General features: G+C 71.0%; 17 protein-coding genes and 2 tRNA genes. 3 read left to right on the top strand and 16 right to left on the bottom strand.

The features are described 5' to 3' along the window. Positions 1–58 precede the first annotated feature (58 nt). The 8 genes from ACIBEA_RS34470 to ACIBEA_RS34435 all read right to left on the bottom strand — a co-directional run bounded on the left by ACIBEA_RS34470 (position 59) and on the right by ACIBEA_RS34435 (position 4,810). Positions 59–131, bottom strand: a tRNA-Ala gene (locus ACIBEA_RS34470). 201 nt (positions 132–332) lie between these two features. Further along, on the bottom strand, positions 333–566 hold the full coding sequence (locus ACIBEA_RS34465) for a hypothetical protein (RefSeq protein ID WP_008738908.1): 234 nt from the start codon (positions 564–566) through the stop codon (positions 333–335). A gap of 133 nt (positions 567–699) precedes the next feature. Continuing rightward, positions 700–772, bottom strand: a tRNA-Ala gene (locus ACIBEA_RS34460). A 122-nt stretch (positions 773–894) separates the two neighbouring features. Then, a complete protein-coding gene (locus tag ACIBEA_RS34455; protein ID WP_399267165.1) occupies positions 895–1,515 on the bottom strand; it encodes a histidine phosphatase family protein in 621 nt (206 codons plus the stop codon). Positions 1,516–1,604: 89 nt separating this feature from the next. Next, positions 1,605–2,051 carry a ribosome silencing factor gene (gene rsfS, locus ACIBEA_RS34450; RefSeq protein WP_384657615.1) on the bottom strand — a complete coding sequence of 149 codons (447 nt, stop codon included), beginning with the start codon at positions 2,049–2,051 and terminating at the stop codon, positions 1,605–1,607. Between the two features lie 131 nt (positions 2,052–2,182). Then, positions 2,183–3,862 carry an LCP family protein gene (locus ACIBEA_RS34445; RefSeq protein ID WP_399267123.1) on the bottom strand — a complete coding sequence of 560 codons (1,680 nt, stop codon included), beginning with the start codon at positions 3,860–3,862 and terminating at the stop codon, positions 2,183–2,185. A 30-nt stretch (positions 3,863–3,892) separates the two neighbouring features. Then, on the bottom strand, positions 3,893–4,510 hold the full coding sequence (gene nadD / locus ACIBEA_RS34440) for a nicotinate-nucleotide adenylyltransferase (protein WP_330330354.1): 618 nt from the start codon (positions 4,508–4,510) through the stop codon (positions 3,893–3,895). Positions 4,511–4,642: 132 nt separating this feature from the next. Then, positions 4,643–4,810 (bottom strand): hypothetical protein, encoded by a 168-nt coding sequence (locus ACIBEA_RS34435; protein ID WP_354380222.1) that lies wholly within the window; start codon positions 4,808–4,810, stop codon positions 4,643–4,645. Between the two features lie 140 nt (positions 4,811–4,950). On the opposite strand from ACIBEA_RS34435, the gene ACIBEA_RS34430 reads away from it, so the two are divergent. Next, a complete protein-coding gene (locus ACIBEA_RS34430; RefSeq protein ID WP_399267122.1) occupies positions 4,951–6,102 on the top strand; it encodes a M48 family metallopeptidase in 1,152 nt (383 codons plus the stop codon). On the opposite strand, the gene ACIBEA_RS34425 is transcribed toward ACIBEA_RS34430, so the two are convergent. The 7 genes from ACIBEA_RS34425 to ACIBEA_RS34395 all read right to left on the bottom strand — a co-directional run bounded on the left by ACIBEA_RS34425 (position 6,086) and on the right by ACIBEA_RS34395 (position 12,830). Then, positions 6,086–7,285 carry a hypothetical protein gene (locus ACIBEA_RS34425; RefSeq protein ID WP_399267121.1) on the bottom strand — a complete coding sequence of 400 codons (1,200 nt, stop codon included), beginning with the start codon at positions 7,283–7,285 and terminating at the stop codon, positions 6,086–6,088. The two genes, ACIBEA_RS34430 and ACIBEA_RS34425, sit on opposite strands and share 17 nt — an antisense overlap. Before the next feature lie 85 nt (positions 7,286–7,370). Then, on the bottom strand, positions 7,371–7,949 hold the full coding sequence (locus ACIBEA_RS34420; RefSeq protein WP_399267120.1) for a hypothetical protein: 579 nt from the start codon (positions 7,947–7,949) through the stop codon (positions 7,371–7,373). A gap of 77 nt (positions 7,950–8,026) precedes the next feature. Continuing rightward, a complete protein-coding gene (locus ACIBEA_RS34415) occupies positions 8,027–9,319 on the bottom strand; it encodes a glutamate-5-semialdehyde dehydrogenase (RefSeq protein WP_399267119.1) in 1,293 nt (430 codons plus the stop codon). Between the two features lie 302 nt (positions 9,320–9,621). Then, on the bottom strand, positions 9,622–10,038 hold the full coding sequence (locus ACIBEA_RS34410; RefSeq protein ID WP_399267118.1) for a hypothetical protein: 417 nt from the start codon (positions 10,036–10,038) through the stop codon (positions 9,622–9,624). Between the two features lie 100 nt (positions 10,039–10,138). Further along, entirely contained in the window at positions 10,139–11,266 is a 1,128-nt protein-coding gene (gene proB, locus ACIBEA_RS34405) for a glutamate 5-kinase (protein WP_399267117.1), read from the bottom strand. Between the two features lie 74 nt (positions 11,267–11,340). Continuing rightward, positions 11,341–11,787, bottom strand: coding sequence for a GtrA family protein (locus tag ACIBEA_RS34400; protein ID WP_399267116.1), 447 nt, complete (start codon positions 11,785–11,787; stop codon positions 11,341–11,343). Further along, complete coding sequence (locus tag ACIBEA_RS34395; RefSeq protein WP_399267115.1) at positions 11,784–12,830, bottom strand: glycosyltransferase family 2 protein; 1,047 nt, start codon at positions 12,828–12,830, stop codon at positions 11,784–11,786. Before ACIBEA_RS34395 ends, ACIBEA_RS34400 begins: the two co-directional genes overlap by 4 nt. Before the next feature lie 182 nt (positions 12,831–13,012). Here ACIBEA_RS34395 and ACIBEA_RS34390 point away from each other — a divergent pair, with 182 nt between their 5' ends. Next, complete coding sequence (locus ACIBEA_RS34390) at positions 13,013–15,883, top strand: CDP-glycerol glycerophosphotransferase family protein (RefSeq protein WP_399267114.1); 2,871 nt, start codon at positions 13,013–13,015, stop codon at positions 15,881–15,883. Further along, entirely contained in the window at positions 15,880–17,061 is a 1,182-nt protein-coding gene (locus ACIBEA_RS34385; RefSeq protein ID WP_399267113.1) for a glycosyltransferase, read from the top strand. The genes ACIBEA_RS34390 and ACIBEA_RS34385 overlap by 4 nt, the downstream gene beginning before the upstream one ends. A 73-nt stretch (positions 17,062–17,134) precedes the next feature. Here ACIBEA_RS34385 and galE read toward each other — a convergent pair whose 3' ends face one another. Then, a complete protein-coding gene (galE, locus tag ACIBEA_RS34380; RefSeq protein ID WP_399267112.1) occupies positions 17,135–18,115 on the bottom strand; it encodes a UDP-glucose 4-epimerase GalE in 981 nt (326 codons plus the stop codon). Between the last annotated feature and the right edge of the window lie 10 nt (positions 18,116–18,125).

Below are 18,125 nucleotides of genomic sequence, written 5' to 3'. Positions count from 1 at the left end.
GGCGCGGACACGACGAAGAGCGGGCCACCCGATCCGGGTGGCCCGCTCTTCTTCACTGTGGAGCTATGGAGAATTGAACTCCAGACCTCCTGCATGCCATGCAGGCGCTCTACCAACTGAGCTATAGCCCCTTGCGTACTGCCCGCCGCCTCGGTGTTCCTCGCGGTTTCCCTTGGCGACGTCCCAAACATTACACGGTGATGGCCCTGGTCCAAAAATCGGTTTCCACCTGGCCTCGGAGCCGCCCGGTCCGCCCGGCCGGGGCCGGGTCCGGGGCACCTTCCGGGACCGTTTCCGGGGCCGTTTCCGGGGACCGCGATCGGGGCCCCGGGTCACGCCCTGGCGAACTGGTAGAACCGCTTGAGCGTGCAGTGCTCGTCGAGCAGTCGGCCGTAGATCGGCTCCCCCTCGAGTTCCCGGTACGTCTCGATCGGGTCGCCTTTTATGATCAGCGCCCGCGCGCATTCCTCGCACCAGTACTGGTAGTCGGGATTGACCGGGTCCATGTCCCGCACGATCGGCGTGCCGTTGTTGCACCAGTCGCACCGGCGCCGGTGTGCACCCATCCGTCAGCGACTCCCTCCCGCCAGGGGCCGCCATCTCCCCTCCGGCCGTCCGATTCTGTCATGCCGGTGACGGGCGGGGCAGCCTGGACAAAAGCAAGGATCCCGCCCCCTGTTGGGGACGGGATCCTGATTGTGGAGCTATGGAGAATTGAACTCCAGACCTCCTGCATGCCATGCAGGCGCTCTACCAACTGAGCTATAGCCCCGCTCTCCGCTGCGCTCCCCCCGTCTCCGGTGTTCTGCGCTGCGAACAAGAAGAACTCTAGCCTGCGACCCGCCGGAAAGTGAAATCCGGGCCGGAGGGCCGTCGGGACACCGTCGGACGTCGTCAGACGTCGTCGCCGAGCACCGGTTCCGGCAGCGTGCCGGCGTTGTGCTCCAGCAGCCGCCAGCCCCGCGCGCCCTCACCGAGCACGGACCAGCAGCAGTTGGAGAGCCCACCGAGGCCCTCCCAGTAGTGCGACTCCAGGCCGAGGAGGCGGCCGATGGTGGTGCGGATGGTTCCGCCGTGGCTGACCACGACCAGCGTGCCGCCCTCGGAGAGCCGGTCCACGTGCCCCAGCACCACCGGAGCCGAACGGTCGGCGACCTCGGTCTCCAGCTCGCCACCGCCCCGTCGGACGGGCTCGCCGCGCTTCCACGCCGCGTACTGCTCGCCGTACTTCCCGAGGATCTCCTCGTGGGTCAGGCCCTGCCATTCGCCCGCGTACGTCTCGCGCAGCGCTTCGTCGTGCTCGACGGACAGGCCCGTGATCGCGGCCAGCTCGGCTGCGGTCGCGGCGGCCCGCTTGAGGTCGGAGGCGACGATGGCCTCCGGCTTCAGCGAGGCGAGCAGCCGGGCGGCGCGGCGCGCCTGCGCCACCCCGGCCTCGGTCAGCTCGATGTCCGTGGACCCCTGGAAGCGGCGCTCCAGGTTCCAGGCGGTCTGGCCGTGACGCCACAGGACGATCTTGCGGCCCGCGCTCTTCTCGCTGCCGCCGCCACTGCCACTGCCGGTGCCGGTGCCGGTGCTGGCGCCCGCGCCAGTGTCGATCGCGCTCAGAACAGATCACCGTCCAGTTCGTCGTCGCCCTGCGCCGCACGGAGCGCGGCGTGCTCCTCGGCCTTGCCCTTGGTGAGCTTGGCGTCCTCGGGCAGGTCGATCTCGGGGCAGTCCTTCCACAGGCGCTCCAGCGCGTAGAAGACGCGCTCCTCGCTGTGCTGCACGTGGACGACGATGTCGATGTAGTCGAGCAGGATCCAGCGGGCGTCGCGGTCGCCCTCGCGGCGCACCGGCTTGGCGCCCAGCTCCTTCTGGAGCTTCTCCTCGATCTCGTCGACGATCGACTTGACCTGGCGGTCGTTGGGCGCCGAAGCGAGGAGGAAGGCGTCGGTGATCGACAGCACATCGCTGACGTCGTACGCGATGATGTCGTGCGCGAGCCGGTCGGCCGCGGCCTGGGCGGCGGCGGTGATGAGCTCGATGGAGCGGTCCGTGGCGGTCACTGGCCATGCTTTCGGGTCGGCGGGCAGATCCTTACAAGGGTCTCATGTACCGCCGACACCGCCCGCGCCAAAGCCGTGGCGCGGGCGGAAATGCTGGTCAGAAGGGGTGCCCCCGGGGTGATCAAGGACGCTCAGGGCGCCTTGTAGTCCTTGCCCAGGGTGACGACGACGTCCGCGTTCACCGCGTTCTCGGCCTTCTTGACCACCGTTTCCGGCAGTCCCAGCGTCTTGGCCACGTCGACCGCCTTCGCCCGCTGCGCGTCGTCCTGGTAGGTGATCTGCGAGGTGCTCTGGGTCGCCGCGGCCTTCCCGCCGTCCACGAAGCCGTAGCCGCCGTTGAGCAGCGCCGCCTTGGCCGCGAGCTGGGTCTTCTCGGTGCCGGTGGCGTCCCGCAGGCCCACCCGCAGGGCCGCGCCGGGCTTCGGGGCCGTCAGGGTGCCGCCGAGGACCTCCTTGATGACCTTCTTGTTGGCGTCCTCGGTCAGGGCCCCGTCGGCCTTCACCGGGAGCACGTCGGTGCGGTAGGCGCCGACCTTGGCGTGCTCGGCGAGCTTGGCCAGCGAGCTGCCGAGGGCCTTCTCGTTCAGCGAGGGGTCAAGGATCTGGGCGAGCGTCTCCACCGTGACCGTGGCCGCCGCGGGGTCGCTGGGCACCTTGCGCAGCACTCCGTAGAGGACCTTGCCGAAGCGCTCCAGCTGCTTGGCCTCCGGTTCGCCCTGCGCCTGGTAGGTGGCGTAGGCGACGGCCATGGGGCCGCTCAGGCTCTGCTTCTGGCCCTGGGCGACGGCGGGGGTCTTGGCCTTGTCGTCGGCGGGGACGGCGACGTCGGTGTCCACCTCGATGCCGCTGACCAGCTCGACGAGCCGTTCCAGGAACGGGGTGTCGAGGCGCCAGGTGCCGCCGATGCGGGTGCCGAGCATGGTGTCGAGGGCCTCGCGGGTGCCGCCGAGGCCGTCCTCCTCCACGGACTTGGACAGGGCCGTGGAGCTGCCGTCCTCCTTGGGCACGGTGAGGGTGTTGGGGAGCAGGACGGTGGCGCCCTGCTTGGTGGTGACGTTGTCGACGAGCAGGGCCGTGGAGGTGCCGCCCCGCTTGGTGTTGTGCAGGTGGACGACGATCATGTCGCGCTTCTGCGGCCCGGTGGCGTCGGCAGCGGCGCCCTTCGCCTTCTGCGGCCCGTCGAGGAAGGGCAGTTTGTCCGCGTACCAGAGGTAGCCGAGGCCGCCGACGACGAACAGGGCGAGTACGACGATCAGCGCGACCACCCGGTTCTTGCCCCGGCGGCGGGCCTCCTCGCGGCGCTCGGTCCGGCTCTCGGTGAACTTGAGCCAGTCGATGACGTCCTCGGACTCCTCGTCCGGCTGGTCGATGAAGGCGAACTGCGCCGTCTGGTAGCCGTCGGCGTCGACCCCGGCCCGCCGCGGCTCGGGGACCTGCGCGGACACGGGGGCGGGCGCGGACACGGGGGCGGGCGCGGCCGCCGGCTCGGGGGCCTGGGGCTGCTCCGGGGAACCCTGCTGCGGGATCCATTGCTGGGTCTGCTGCGCCTGCTGCTGCGACCGGGGCTGCTGCTGTTGCTGCTGCGCCTGCTGCTGCTGCGGGTAGTAGTACTGCTGTTGCTGTTGCTGCTGGTCGTAGCCCTGGTAGTCGTACTGCTGGACCGGCTGCTGGTACTGCTGCTGGTCGTACGCGGGCTGCTGAGCGGGCACCGGGCCGTACACCGGCTGCCCGTACGCGTCATAGCCGAGGAGTTGCTGCTCCTGGGCTGCGTACGAATCGGCCCGGTCGTACGGCTCCTGTCGGTCGTTCACCGCGGGGCCCCTCTCTGCGGAAGCGGAAGCTCAGGCTCCCCGGTACAGCTCACGCTTGTCGATATAGCGCACGACACCGTCCGGTACCAAGTACCAGACGGGATCGCCCTGGACCACCCTCGCACGGCAGTCCGTGGACGAGATCGCCAGCGCGGGGACCTCGACCAGCGAGACCCCGCCCTTGGGCAGGCCGTCGTCGGTGAGCACGTGCCCCGGACGGGTCACGCCGATGAAGTGGGCGAGGGCGAACAGCTCCTCGGCGTCGCGCCAGGTGAGGATCTGCGCGAGGGCGTCGGCGCCCGTGATGAAGAACAGGTCCGCGTCGTCATTGCGCGAGCGCAGGTCCCGCAGGGTGTCGATGGTGTAGGTCGGGCCGCCGCGGTCGATGTCGATGCGGCTCACCGAGAACTGCGGGTTCGACGCCGTGGCGATGACCGTCATCAGATAACGGTCCTCCGCCGCCGAGACCGCCCCGTGCGACTTCTGCCACGGTTCACCCGTCGGTACGAAGATCACCTCATCGAGGTGGAAAAGGGCGGCCACCTCGCTGGCGGCCACCAGGTGTCCGTGGTGGATCGGGTCGAATGTCCCGCCCATCACCCCGAGCCGGCGCTTGACCGGGCCGGTAGGCATTTCCTGCTCTCCCATGAGCGCAGAGCCTACTGGCCCGGTGCCGCGACCATGACCCGCATTCGAGCACCTGAGCGACGGGTCCGCGCGGGACCCCGCGTCCCGCGTGCGCGGCCCCGCGTGTACGGCCCGGCGTCCGCGGCCGACGGCCTAGCGGTCGCGGTTCAGGCGGGTGGTGACCCAGAGCATGAGCAGCAGCAGGACGAAGGCGCCGCCACCGGTCAGGTAGGGGTTGAGGCTTTCGTGGTTGCCCGCGTGCTCACCGGCGCCCTCGGAGGCGAGGAGGACCAGGTCGTGGGCGGTGGACTGGAGGCTCATCAGGCTGGTTACCTATCGAGTCGGGGAGCGGGCGGAGACTTCCCTCACATCGTATGCGGGGGCCCGGGGCACGCTCACGCCGACTCAGGCGTTGGAGAGGATGGACGCACGGTGCGGCAGGTGGATCGAGGGGGAGCGCGATGACGGACGGCACGGCATTCGAGAAGGCACCGGCCCGGGACCGCAGGAGGTTCCCCGGCATTTCGTCACGGACGTACGAGCACCCGGCGGACCGCTCGGCCCTCGTGGCCCTGCGCAAGCTGAGCGGCTTCGACACCGTCTTCAAGGCCCTCAGCGGGCTGCTTCCGGAGCGGAGCCTGCGGCTGCTGTTCCTGTCCGACTCGGTACGGGTGGGCGAGACCCAGTTCCCGCACCTGCACGCGATGTTGCTGGACGCCTGTTACATCCTGGACCTGGAGAAGGTCCCGCAGATGTACGTCCAGCAGGACCCGAAGCCCAATGCCATGTGCATCGGGCTGGACGAGCCGATCATCGTGGTCACCACGGCCCTGGTGGAGCTGCTGGACGAGGAGGAGATGCGGGCGGTCGTGGGCCACGAGGTGGGCCACGCGCTGTCGGGGCACTCCGTGTACCGCACGATCCTGCTGTTCCTGACGAACCTGGCGCTGAAGGTGGCGTGGATCCCACTGGGCAATGTCGCGATCATGGCGATCGTCACGGCGCTGCGGGAGTGGTTCCGCAAGTCCGAGCTGTCGGCGGACCGGGCCGGCCTGCTGGTCGGACAGGACGTCCAGGCCTCGATGCGCGGTCTCATGAAGATCGCGGGCGGCAATCACCTGCACGAGATGAACGTGGACGCCTTCCTCGCCCAGGCCGAGGAGTACGACGCCGGCGGCGACCTGCGCGACTCGGTCCTGAAGATCCTCAACGTGCTGCCGCGGACGCACCCCTTCACCACCGTGCGGGCCGCGGAGCTGAAGAAGTGGGCCGAGAGCCGCGACTTCCAGCGGATCATGGCCGGTCACTACCCGCGCCGCGAGGAGGACAAGGACACCTCGGTGACCGACTCCTTCCGCCAGTCCGCCGCGCACTACGCCGATGCGGTGCGCACCAGCAAGGACCCGCTGATGAAGCTCGTCGGCGACATCGCGGGCGGGGCGGGCGACCTCGGCGGCAAGCTGCGCGACAAGTTCACCGGCAGCGCGGCCCCGAGCGCCCCGGATGCCCCTGGTGCCCCGGGCGCCCCCGGCTCTTCGGACGAACCGACCGCGGACGGCAAGGACGGCAGGGACGGCAGGGACGGCAAGGGCGGCGCTACGGAAGCGGGCTGACCGGAGCCACCGGGTCGACCGTGGCGGGCTCCGGCGCGGGTCCCGGGTCGGCCGGGGCCGGCGTGGGGGCGTCCGTCGGCGGCGGGGCCAGCACCCCGCACAGGCCGGAGGTCCGGCGCGGGCGGCCACTGGCGTAGGGGTCGGTCGCGGCCGGGCCCACCGTGGTCGCGGCGGCCCCGGCGAGCAGCGGCCGGAAGCCCGTGGCCGGGTCGATCGCGCAGTCCTGCGGCCCGGCGCTCACGTAGGCCGACAGCAGCTCCACCCGGTGGGCCACCAGGTCCTCGCGGTCGAAGCGCATGCGCAGCTCGCGGCGGACGGTGAAGAGCGAGGCGTTGTCGAGCCCGGGTCCGGCGACGGCCCCGCGGACGGTGTAGACGAAGGTGTGGTCGGAGGTGACCTCCAGGACGTCCGGAGCGATCTCCTCAAAGCCCAGCGTGCCGCTCACGCGCACCCGGGAGTCGGCCAGTACGGCGGTGCCCGCGTCGAAGCGGACGAGCCAGCCGGTGGCCGCGTGCTGCCCGTCCCCGGTGGGATTGGTCATGCTGCGGTCGAACTGGGCCAACAGGTCCGGGTCCAACAGCACCCGCACCGGCCGGGAGGCGGTGCCGCCGAGCACGTCCGGGTCGAGCGAGGACTGGACGAGGTAGTCCTTGGCCGTGGCCACCGCGGTCAGCACCTGGGCCTCGCTGAAGTGCTGGGTGCGGCGCACCGCGGGCAGGGTGATGCCGGCGGCTCCCACCCGGTATTCGGCGGCCGGGCTCTTCGCGTACAGGTCGGCCGGTTTGCCTCCGGGCACGGTGGTGATGGGGACCAGCGGGACGACCGTGGCGGTGAGCGGCTGGGCCCGTCCCGGGGGCGGGGGCACGTAGGGATTGCTCAGGCCCAGGTAGACGGCGACGCCGAAGGCCATGGCGATCAGCAGCACCAGCAGCAGCCCCTGGCGGGCGGCGCGACCCGGGGCGCCGTTGACCGGCCGGGGCGCGCCGGAGGACCACATGGAGCGGCTGCGCACGGCCCTGGCGTGCTCGCCCATGCGCTCTTCCGCGGAGAACTCCTGGAGCCGGGCAGCCCGGACGAAGTCCTCGTCGAACACCACCGACCGGTACTCGTCCGGCCGGAATTCGTCCTCGCCCCCGCCGATGCCTTCGGGGGTGCCGTCGGGTGGATCTCCTGGCACGGCCATTGCTTCTCCCCGCTGTCCCCGCTTCAGAGAAGCCCCCTACCCACAAGCGCGCCGGATTCCGGACGCGAGTGAGAGGGGTCTACCTTCAGGGTTGGCGAACGACGGGGCGCGTAAACTCGCCGGACCCGGTGACTTCCGCCAATGGGGTGCTGGCGGGCGCCGGAGCGGGGCGCGGGGCCGGGTCGGGGTCGCCCGCCGCGCCGCGGTAGACGGCGCTGAAGGCGAGCGTGACCATGCCGACGCCCATCACGACGGCGAGCACCCAGGCGACGGGCCGCAGCCACCGGGAACGGCCGCGGTAGGGGCGCAGGGAGCCTCCGTAGGCTCCGTACGGGCCGTAGCCGTACCCGTAGCCGTAGTCGCGCCCGGACTCGTCGAGGCCGTAGCCCTCGGGTCCGTAGCCGTACGGATGGCCCTCGTGGCCCTCGAAGGAGTCGTCGTCGGTGGCCCAGCCGCCCGCGACGGCGGCGGCGCGGGCCTCCGCGTCGGCGCGGGCGCGATCGGCCGCCCGCTGGCGCTCCAGGGCGCTCGGTTCATGGATCTCGGCGTTCCGGACGAAGTCCTCGTCGAACACCACGGAGGCGAAGTCGTACTCCGCGCCTCCGCGGTCGTCGTCGGGCTCCCCGTCGTCCGGGAACGGTTGGCCCCCCACGTCGTCCGGCACATCGCCAGCCTAGACCTGGGGGGCGGCTTTGGGCAGGGCATCTACCGAATTCCGGCCACGCGGGGTGCGGCGGTCGACTACCGAACGTGACCGTCGCCGGTGACGATGTACTTGGTCGACGTCAGCTCCGGGAGCCCCATCGGGCCCCGGGCGTGCAGCTTCTGGGTGGAGATCCCGATCTCCGCACCGAAGCCGAACTGACCACCGTCGGTGAACCTGGTGGAAGCATTCACGGCGACCGTGGTCGAGTCGACCAGCTGGGTGAAACGGCGTGCGGCGGCCTGCGAGGTGGTGACGATGGCCTCGGTGTGGCCGGAGGTCCAGCGCCGGATGTGGGCGACGGCGTCGTCCAGGGAGTCCACGACGCCGGCGGCGATGTCGTAGGACAGGTACTCGGCGGCCCAGTCCTCGTCGGTGGCGGCCAGCGCGGTCACCTTGGACTCCTCGGCGTACGAGAGCACCTCGGCGTCGCCGTGCACGGTCACCCCGGCGTCCGCGAGGGCGTCCAGCGCCAGCGGGAGGAAGGCGTGGGCGATGTCGCGGTGGACCAGCAGGGTCTCGGCGGAGTTGCAGACGGAGGGCCGCTGCGCCTTGGAGTTGACGAGGATGTTCACCGCCATGGCCAGGTCGGCCTGTGCGTCGACGTAGACGTGGCAGTTGCCGGTGCCGGTCTCGATGACGGGAACGATGGACTCCTCGACGACCGTCTTGATGAGGGAGGCGCCGCCGCGCGGGATGAGGACGTCGACGAGCCCGCGGGCGCGCATCAGCTCGCGGACGGAGTCGCGGCTCTCGCCGGGCACCAGCTGGACCGCGTCGGCGGGCAGCCCCGCGCTCTCGACCGCGTCCCGGAGGATGCCCACGAGGGCGGTGTTGGAGGCGTAGGCGGAGGAGCTGCCGCGCAGGAGCACCGCGTTGCCGGACTTCAGGCAGAGGGCGGCGGCGTCGACGGTGACGTTGGGGCGGGCCTCGTAGATGATGCCGACGACGCCGAGCGGGACGCGGACCTGGCGCAGGTCGATGCCGTTGGGGAGGGTCGAGCCGCGGACGACCTCGCCGACCGGGTCGGGCAGTGCCGCGACGTCACGGACGTCGGCGGCGATGGCGTGGATCCGCTCCGCCGTGAGGGTGAGGCGGTCGATGACGGTCTCGCTGGTGCCGGCGGCGGCGGCCTTGGCGGTGTCGACGGCATTGGCCTCGATGATCTCGGCCGTACGGGCCTCCAGCGCGTCCGCGATCGCCAGCAGCGCGGTGTCCTTGGCGGACCGCGGGAGGGGGGCGAGGGTGGCGGCGGCCGTCTTCGCGCGGGTGGCGGTGGCGGTGACGGATTCGGCTGCGCCGGGGCGGGGGGCGTCGTTCTGCGAGGTCATGCGTGCAGGGTAGTACTCGGGGGGTGGGGGTCGGCCTGGGTTCCATCCCGCGAGACGGCTCCGCTGCCGGTCCGCTGCCGGTCCGCTGCGCGGGGCGTGGTCGGGGCGCGGTCGGGGCGTGGTCGGGGGCCGCTGCGCGGAGCCGTTCCCCTACCCGCCCCTTCCCGAAACCGGGCTCCGCCCGGACCTGCGCCTCAAACGCCGGCGGGGCTGGATCAGTACCCGGGCCAGGGCAGGACCCACGCCTCGAACGCCGGTGGGGCTGGAGGCTCGCCCGGCGAGCGAGGGCACGGCGGCCGGGGTCAGTACGGGTGGACGCCGACCGGGTGGGCCGGTGGGGGGCCGTAGCCTTCGGCCACGCGTTGGTGGTAGGTCGCGCGGTCGATGACCTCCAGGCCGACGATCTCCCAGGCCGGGAGCCTGGCGGAGGAGCGGTGCTCGCCCCACAGCCGCAGGGCGACGGCGGCCGCGTCGTGCAGGTCGCGGGCCTCTTCCCAGTACCGGATCTCCGCGTGGTCGTCGGCGTACCGGCTGGTCAGCAGGAAGGGGTGGTCGTGGGCCAGCTGTTCCAGCCCGCGCCGGACCTCGGACAGCGGGACCGGTTTGCCGGAGACGCTGAGGGTGATGTGCCACAGCCGGGAGTCGTCCCGCTCGTCACCGTGACCGGAACCCGCTCCGTCGTAGTCTCCCGAGCCGACGCTGGTCAGCGCTCGTCTCACCAGCCGCCTCCTGTCTGCGCGCTCCTCGTGTCCGCCCCTCACAGTTGACCAGTCCCCGACCGACCGCGCGGCGGTTTTGCCCAACATCGGCCCTGCGGGCTCAGTCCTGGAGCAGTACCAGGTCGTCCCTGTGTACGACCTCGCGCTCGTACTCCGGGCCCAGCTCGCGCGCCAGTTCCTTCGTGGAGCGGCCCAACAGCAGCGGCAGTTCCTTCGCGTCGAAGTTCACCAGCCCGCGGGCGAAGGCGCGCCCCCGCGCGTCCCGCAGCTCGACCGGGTCCCCCGCGATGAAGTCGCCGCCCACCGACGCGATGCCCGCGGGCAGCAGCGAGCTGCCGCGTTCGGTCACCGCGCGGACCGCTCCGTCGTCCAGGAGCAGGTGGCCCTGGGGGGCGGAGGCGTGCTGGAGCCACAGGAGCCGGTCGGTGGAGCGGCGGCCCGTGGCGTGGAAGTGGGTGCCGGTCGCGCCGCCCGCGAGGGCGTCGGCGGCCTGGCTGGCGGAGGTCAGGACCACCGGGATGCCGGCGGCGGCGGCGATCCGCGCGGCCTCGACCTTGGTGACCATGCCGCCCGTGCCCACGCCCGCCTTGCCGGCGCTGCCGATGGTGACGTGGGCGATGTCCTCGGGGCCGCGCACCTGGTCGATGCGGGTGGTGCCGGGGAGGGCGGGGTCGCCGTCGTAGAGCCCGTCGACGTCGGAGAGGAGGATCAGGAGGTCGGCGCGGACCAGGTGCGCGACGAGGGCGGCCAGCCGGTCGTTGTCGCCGAAGCGGATCTCGTCGGTGGCGACGGTGTCGTTCTCGTTGACGACGGGCAGGGCGCCCATCGCGAGCAGCTGGTCCAGGGTGCGGTAGGCGTTGCGGTAGTGCGCGCGGCGGCTGGTGTCGTCGGTGGTCAGCAGCACCTGGCCGACGCGCACGCCGTAGCGCGCGAAGGAGGCGGTGTAGCGGGCGACGAGCAGGCCCTGGCCGACGCTGGCGGCGGCCTGCTGGCGGGCCAGGTCCTTGGGGCGGCGGCGCAGTCCGAGCGGCGAGAGGCCGGCGGCGATGGCGCCGCTGGAGACCAGCACGATCTCCTTCTCGCCGCCGCTGCGGGCCTTGGCCAGTACGTCGACCAGGGCGTCCACCCGGTCGGCGTCCAGCCCGCCCGCCGCGGTGGTGAGCGAGGAGGAGCCGACCTTGACGACGATCCTGCGGGCGTCGGCCACGCCCTGCCTTGCCGCTGACACGCTTGTCCCCTTGCCCCTCGCCCGATGTACGGGCCTCAATCTACGGGGTGGGCTCCCGGCCGTGCCCGCGGGTTTCAGACCGTGGACGCGGAGGAGGTCGAGGACCGCTGGGGCTCGGGGCCGGCGGGGTCGGCGGCCGGGGCCGCGTCCGTTCCGGGGATCAGGATGCGCCGCGAGATCACGTAGGTGAAGGGGATCGCGATGACGGCGGCGACCAGCGGCGCGATCTTCTCGTTCATGCCCGCCCAGTCCACCAGGAGGAGCAGGCCGACCGACTGGATCACGTAGTTGGTGATGTTCGTCAGCGGGAAGAGCAGGAACTTCTTCCAGGTGGGCTTGGTCCGGTAGGTGAAGTAGGTGTTCATGAAGAACGAGCCGACCATCGCCAGCACGAAGGCCAGCGTGTAGGCGGCGAAGTACGGCATGTGCGGGTGCAGCAGCAGGTACAGCACGAAGAAGGTGCCGGTGTTCACCCCGCCGACGAGGCCGAAGCGGAGTATCTGGCCGAGCTGGCTCTTCATCGGGCGTCCTGCTCCGTGGCGATCGCGGCCGGGGTCGCGGCAGCGGTGGCCGTAGCGGTGGGGCCCGCCGCCTGCGGCGTGGGCGTGGGCGTGAGGGACGAGCGGGGCGGTTCGATGGTGACGCCGTGCGATTCCTTGACCAGGAAGTGCGGGCGGCGCTTGGTCTCGTAGTAGATGCGCCCGATGTACTCGCCGATCAGGCCCAGCATGATCATCTGGACGCCGCCGATGCCGACGATGAGGGCGACGATCGTGACGTAACCGGGCGAATCGATACCGTCCGTCAACGCCATGGCGATGATCCACAGGGCGTACACGACGGTGAGCGCGACCAGTGACACGCCCGCCCAGATCCCGATCCGCAGCGGCCGGTTGTTGAAGGAGATCAGGCCGTCCATGCCGTAGTTCAGCAGGGACCCGAGCTTCCACTTCGTCTCCCCCGCCTCGCGCTGCGCGTTGCGGTAGTCGAAGTGGACGGTGTCGAAGCCGATCCAGGAGAAGAGGCCCTTGGAGAAGCGGTTGTACTCGGGCAGCGAGAGCAGCGCGTCCACGGCCGGGCGGGACAGCAGCCGGAAGTCGCCGACCCCGTCGGCGAGCTCCACGTCGACCCAGCGGTTGATCCCGCGGTAGTAGAGCCGGCTCAGGGCGCTGCGCAGCTTCTTGTCGCCCTCGCGGGTGCGCCGGGCGATGATCTGGTCGTGGCCCTGCCGGTAGTAGTCGAGCATGGTCGCGATCAGGTCCGGCGGGTGCTGGAGGTCCGCGTCCATGATCACGACGGCGTCGCCGGTGGTCTCGCGCAGGCCGGCGAGCATGCCGGCCTCCTTGCCGAAGTTGCGGCTGAAGGAGACGTACCGGGTCTGGTCACCGTACTCGGCGGCGATCTTGCGGAGCTTCTCCAGCGTGCCGTCGCGGCTGCCGTCGTCGACGTAGCAGACCTCGTAGTCGACGGGGAGGGCGTCGAGGACCCTGCGGATCTCGGTGTCGAAGCTGTCGATGACCGCTTCTTCGTTGTAGCAGGGGACTACTACGGACAGCTTCGTCATGAACACTTCCTGCTGGGTCCGAACGGGTGATTGTCAGCGGCCGGACCCGACGCTCACCTCTTCCTTAGAAGTATGCACGCCGCCGGGCGGCCTGCCTGAGGTGAGTGCGGTACACGGTAGCTTTGAACTGGTGGGGGTCCCTCCGGACGGAGTCCGGGGGCGGAAGGAACAACAAGATCGAGGTGCACGTGCCTGACGTCTCCGTGGTCGTCATCGTCTACAACGACGCAGAGCGTCTGCCGACAGCGGTGCGGTCGGTTCTGGACCAGACTCTGGCCGGAGTCGAAGTCGTGATCGTCGACGACTGCAGCAAGGACCGGTCCTTCGCGATCGCCCAGGAGCTGGAAGCGGCCCATCCGGGCCGGGTCCGCGCCTTCCGGCTGCCCGAGAACAGCGGCGGCTGCGGCGCACCGCGCAACCACGGCATCCAGCGGGCGACCGGCACCTACGTCATGTTCCTGGACAGCGACGACGTGCTGGAGCGCAACGCCTGCCGCAACATGCTCGACGCCGCCGAGCGGACCGGTTCCGACCTGGTCGCCGGCATGTGCGTCCGGGTCCACCTGGACAACCGGTTCGGCAAGACGACCGAGTGGTACCCCTGGATCTACTCCCGCACGCGGACGCTGGAGTCGATCACCGAGTACCCGGACCTGCTGGTCTACGACACCCTCTCGACGAACAAGTGCTACCGCCGCGCGTTCCTGCTGGAGCAGGGGCTGGAGTTCCCGGTCGGGATCCACTACGAGGACCTGCTCTTCTCGGCCCAGGCCTACGTCGCGGCCAGCCGGATCACGCTGATCCCCAACCAGGTCTACTTCTGGAACGTGGTCGAGAAGGCCGCCGACAAGTCGATCAGCAACCGGCGCCACGAGATCGCGAACTTCGTCCACCGGATGGAGATCCACCGCCGGGTCGACGAGCTGCTCGCCAGCAAGGGCCACGACCAGATCAAGTCCGCGAAGGACGCCAAGTTCCTCAAGCACGACCTCGTGCTGCACCTGCGTGACCTGCGGCTGCTGGACGACGACTACCGCCAGGAGTTCGCCCGCCTGGCCAACGGCTACCTGGCGGGCATCGACCCGGTCGCCTACGAGCACGTCACCGCGCTCCAGGCGATCTGCGCGTACCTGCTCGGCCAGGAGGACTGGGACAACCTGCTCTCGGCCGCCGACTCCATGACCAACAAGGGACGGCTCTCCTCCCCGCTCGCGGAGCGCGACGGGCGGATCTACTGGTGCGCCGAGCACCTCGACGACGCCGAGGCCCGCCGGATACTGGACGTCACCGACCAGGGCTTCCACACCACCGCGCTGACCTCGCTGGCCCTGGGCAACCGGCTCACCTCCTACGAGGACGACGGCCGCGGCACGGTCACCGTGTCGGGCGCCGTCGTGAACCCGCTCGGCCGGATCCTGCCCGACGCGGAGCTGAGCGCCGAGCTGGAGTTCCGGGCCCGGCGGCAGATCGGGGTGCGGTCCTTCCGCTTCCCGGTGGCAACCGTGCGCCACGCCGGTGACACGATCGAGTGGACCGCGACGGCCGACATCGGCTCGACCGTGCGCCCGCTCGGCATCATCGACGCCGTCTGGGACGTCCGGCTCAAGCTGAAGGCCGGCGGCGACCGCCTCTCCACCCGGGTCTCGGTCGGCGACGTCGACCTGGAATCGGCGACCAAGCTGCGCGTGCGCCCCCGGCTGACCCGGCTGGTCTCCGACCGCTTCGAGCCGGAGATCACCAAGAAGGGCAACCTCTCCTACGTCCTGACCGCGGAGGGCGCCGCCGCCGTCCGCACCCAGAACCTGATCAACAACGCCATGCACGGCAAGGCGGCCGGAGTGGTCAAGCGCGGACTGCGCAAGGCCCTGCGGGCCCGCCGGAACATCGGTTCCGGCGAGCAGAAGGTGAAGCTCTACCACGAGGTCTTCTCGAAGCTGCCGATCAAGAAGGGCACGGTCGTCTTCGAGAGCCACATGGGCAAGCAGTACAGCGACAGCCCCAAGGCCATCTACGAGGAGATGGTTCGCCAGGGCGTCGCCTTCGACGCGGTGTGGTCCTACGCGGGCGCCCGCCCCACGGGCTTCCCCAAGGAGGCCACCCTGGTCAAGCGCTGGAGCTGGCCCTACCTGCGGGCGCTGGCCCAGGCCGAGTACTGGATCGACAACCAGGGCTTCCCGCTCGCGCTCGCCAAGCGCCCCGGGACGACGTACATCCAGACCTGGCACGGCTCCGCCCTCAAGCGCATGGGCTTCCACGAGCCGCGCACCAAGGCGCAGGGACGCGCGGGGCAGGCCAAGTTCCAGCAGGCCGTGGACCGTTTCGACCACTTCCTGATCCGCTCCGAGCACGACGCCCGCACCCTCGCCAAGGGCTTCCGGCTGCGCGACGAGGTCCTGATGCGCACCGGCTACCCGCGCAACGACGCCCTGGTCGCCGCGCACCGCGCCGAGGCGGACAGCGGCGAGCGGGTGCGCGGTCCGCTCGCGGCGGAGCTGGGCATCGCCCCGGGCACGAAGGTGCTGCTGTACGCGCCGACCTTCCGGGCCAACGCGGACGGCGCGGTGGAGGGCTTCGCCTTCCCCTTCGACGTCGAGGAGTTCGCGGAGCGGCTCGGTGACCGCTTCACGCTGCTGGTGCGCACGCACTACCTCAACAGCGTCTCCCTGCCGCCGTCGGTGGCGGGCCGGGTGATCGACGTGTCCCGCAGGCACGACATCACCCCGCTGCTGGAGCTCGCCGACGGGCTGATCACGGACTACTCGTCCGTGATGTTCGACTACGCCGTCCTCGACCGGCCGATGGTGTTCTTCGCCTACGACTACGAGAAGTACACGACGGACATCCGCGGCACGTACTTCGACCTGAAGGAGAAGGCCCCGGGCCCGGTCGTGGCCACGGCGGACGAACTCCTGCAGGCGCTGGGCGCCTTCGAGGAGGCGGACGCCAAGTACGCGGAGTCCCGCGCCCGTTTCCTCGCCGAGTTCGGCGAGTACGACCGCGGGGACGCGGCCCGCCAGATCGTCGAGAAGTTCTTCACCAGGGGTGGCAAGTGAGCGAGCAGAGCGTCGAGTCACTGCCGACCGACGGACGGGACGTCTTCATCGTCTCCAACAGCGTGGACGAGCTGGGCGGGGTGACCACCTGGTCGCACCAGATGGCCCGGCTCCTCACCGACCGCGGCCACCGGGTGCACGTCGTCGGCATCGCCCCCGTCGCCGAGGAGATCCGCCAGGAGTTCCCGGCGGACCTGCCGTACGCCACGACCACCCTGTACGACGCCCACCCGCCCGCGGCCCGTCGGCTGCACGGCATCAAGGGGCGCCTCAACGCCCCCGAGCGGCGCCGCCAGGCGGTCCGCCGGGCGGGGATGCGGGCCAAGGCCGAGCAGCTGAGCGGGCTGTTCCGGGCGGCCCGCCCCGGCGCGGTCGTGATCGTCACCCAGGTCTGGGCGATGGAGTGGGTGGCGCTCAGCGACACCAAGGGGCTCAGCCTCATCGGGATGAGCCACGAGTCCTACGACGCCAGCCACAAGTCCACCCGCGCGGCCCGGGTCCGGCGCCACTACCGGGACGTGGACCGGCTGCTGGTGCTGACCCCGGAGGACGCGGACCTCTGGATCCGCTCCGGCATGCAGAACGTCTCCAGCATGCCGAACCCGCTGCCCTTCATGCCGGACTCCCCCGCCCCGCGCACCGAGAAGGTCGTCGCCTGCGTGGGGCGCCTCGCCGACGAGAAGGGCGTCGATCTGCTGCTGGACGCCTGGGCGGACGCCGTGCCGCAGCATCCCGACTGGACCCTGCGGATCTACGGCGCGGGCGTCGACGCGGACATGCTGCGCGAGCGCTGCACCTCGCTCGGCCTGGACGATTCGGTCGAGTGGATGGGCAGCACGAACGACGTGCTGGGCGCCCTGCGCGGGGCTTCGGTCTTCGCCCAGGCCTCCCGGGCCGAGGGGTTCCCGATCACCCTGCTGGAGGCGATGGCGGCGGGCGTGCCCTGCGCGGCCTTCGACTGCGCGCCGGGCGTCCGGGCGATCGTCACCCACGGGGAGGACGGGCTGCTCGCGCGGCTCGGCAACACCATGGAACTGGCCGGCCACCTGCGGCTGTTGATGGCGGACAAGGAGCTGCGCGACCGGATGGGCGACGCCGCCTTCCACAGCGTGCGCCGCTACTCCAGCGCCGAGATCACCGACCGGTGGGAGAAGCTGTTCGCGTTCCTGGAACGCTGACCGGGCCGCCGTACGAAGGAGCCGCCCGTCCCGGTGCACCGGGACGGGCGGCTCCTTCGCGTGCGGGGCCCGCTCAGCCCTTGCGGTTGGCTTCCCAGCCCGCCCACGCCGAGGTGATCATCTCGCGCACGTCGTGCCGGGCCTTCCAGCCCAGCTCCGCCGCGATCCGCTCGGCCGAGGCCACGACCTTCGCCGGGTCGCCGGGCCGGCGCGGGGTGACGACGGGCGCGATGTCGTGCCCGGTGTTCTCGTTCAGCAGCTCGACCATCTCCCGTACGGAGACGCCCTCGCCGCGCCCGATGTTGACGGTGAGGTCCTGGTACTCGCCCCGCGCGGCCCACTCGGCGAGCTTGCGCGCGGCCGCGAGGTGGGCCTCGGCGAGGTCCTCGACGTGGATGTAGTCGCGGATGCAGGTGCCGTCCGGGGTCGCGTAGTCGTCGCCGAAGATCCGGGCGCCCTCACCGGCGTCGTAGCGCTCGAAGACCATCGGGACCAGGTTGAAGACGCCGGTGTCGGCGAGTTCGGGGGTGGCCGCGCCCGCCACGTTGAAGTAGCGCAGGCAGGCGGTGGAGATGCCGTGGGCCTTGCCGGCCGCGCGGACCAGCCACTCTCCGGCCAGCTTGGTCTCGCCGTACGGGCTCAGCGGCGCGCACGGGGTCTCCTCGGTGACCAGGTCCACGTCCGGCATGCCGTACACGGAGGCGGAGGAGGAGAAGAGGACGTTGCGAACCCCGGCGGCGGCGACGGCCTCCAGCAGGACCGTGAGGCCCTGGACGTTCTCGTGGTAGTAGTACAGCGGCTTCTGGACGGACTCGCCGACCTGCTTCTTGCCCGCCAGGTGCACCACGCCGGTGATGTCGTACTGCTGGAAGGTCTCGTCGAGGACGAGCCGGTCCAGGACGGAGCCGATCACCAGTGGAACGCCCTCCGGGACGCGGTCGGCGTTGCCCGTGGACAGGTCGTCGAGGACGACGACCCGCTCACCGGCGAGCAGCATCGCGCGGACGACGTGTGCGCCGATGTAGCCGGCGCCTCCGGTGATCAGAAACGTCATGCGTATCTCC

Source organism: Streptomyces sp. NPDC051555, assembly GCF_044454405.1.
GTDB lineage: Bacteria > Actinomycetota > Actinomycetes > Streptomycetales > Streptomycetaceae > Streptomyces.
Note: the sequence above shows the minus strand (reverse complement) of the source record. Positions and strands in the feature narration are given on the sequence as shown.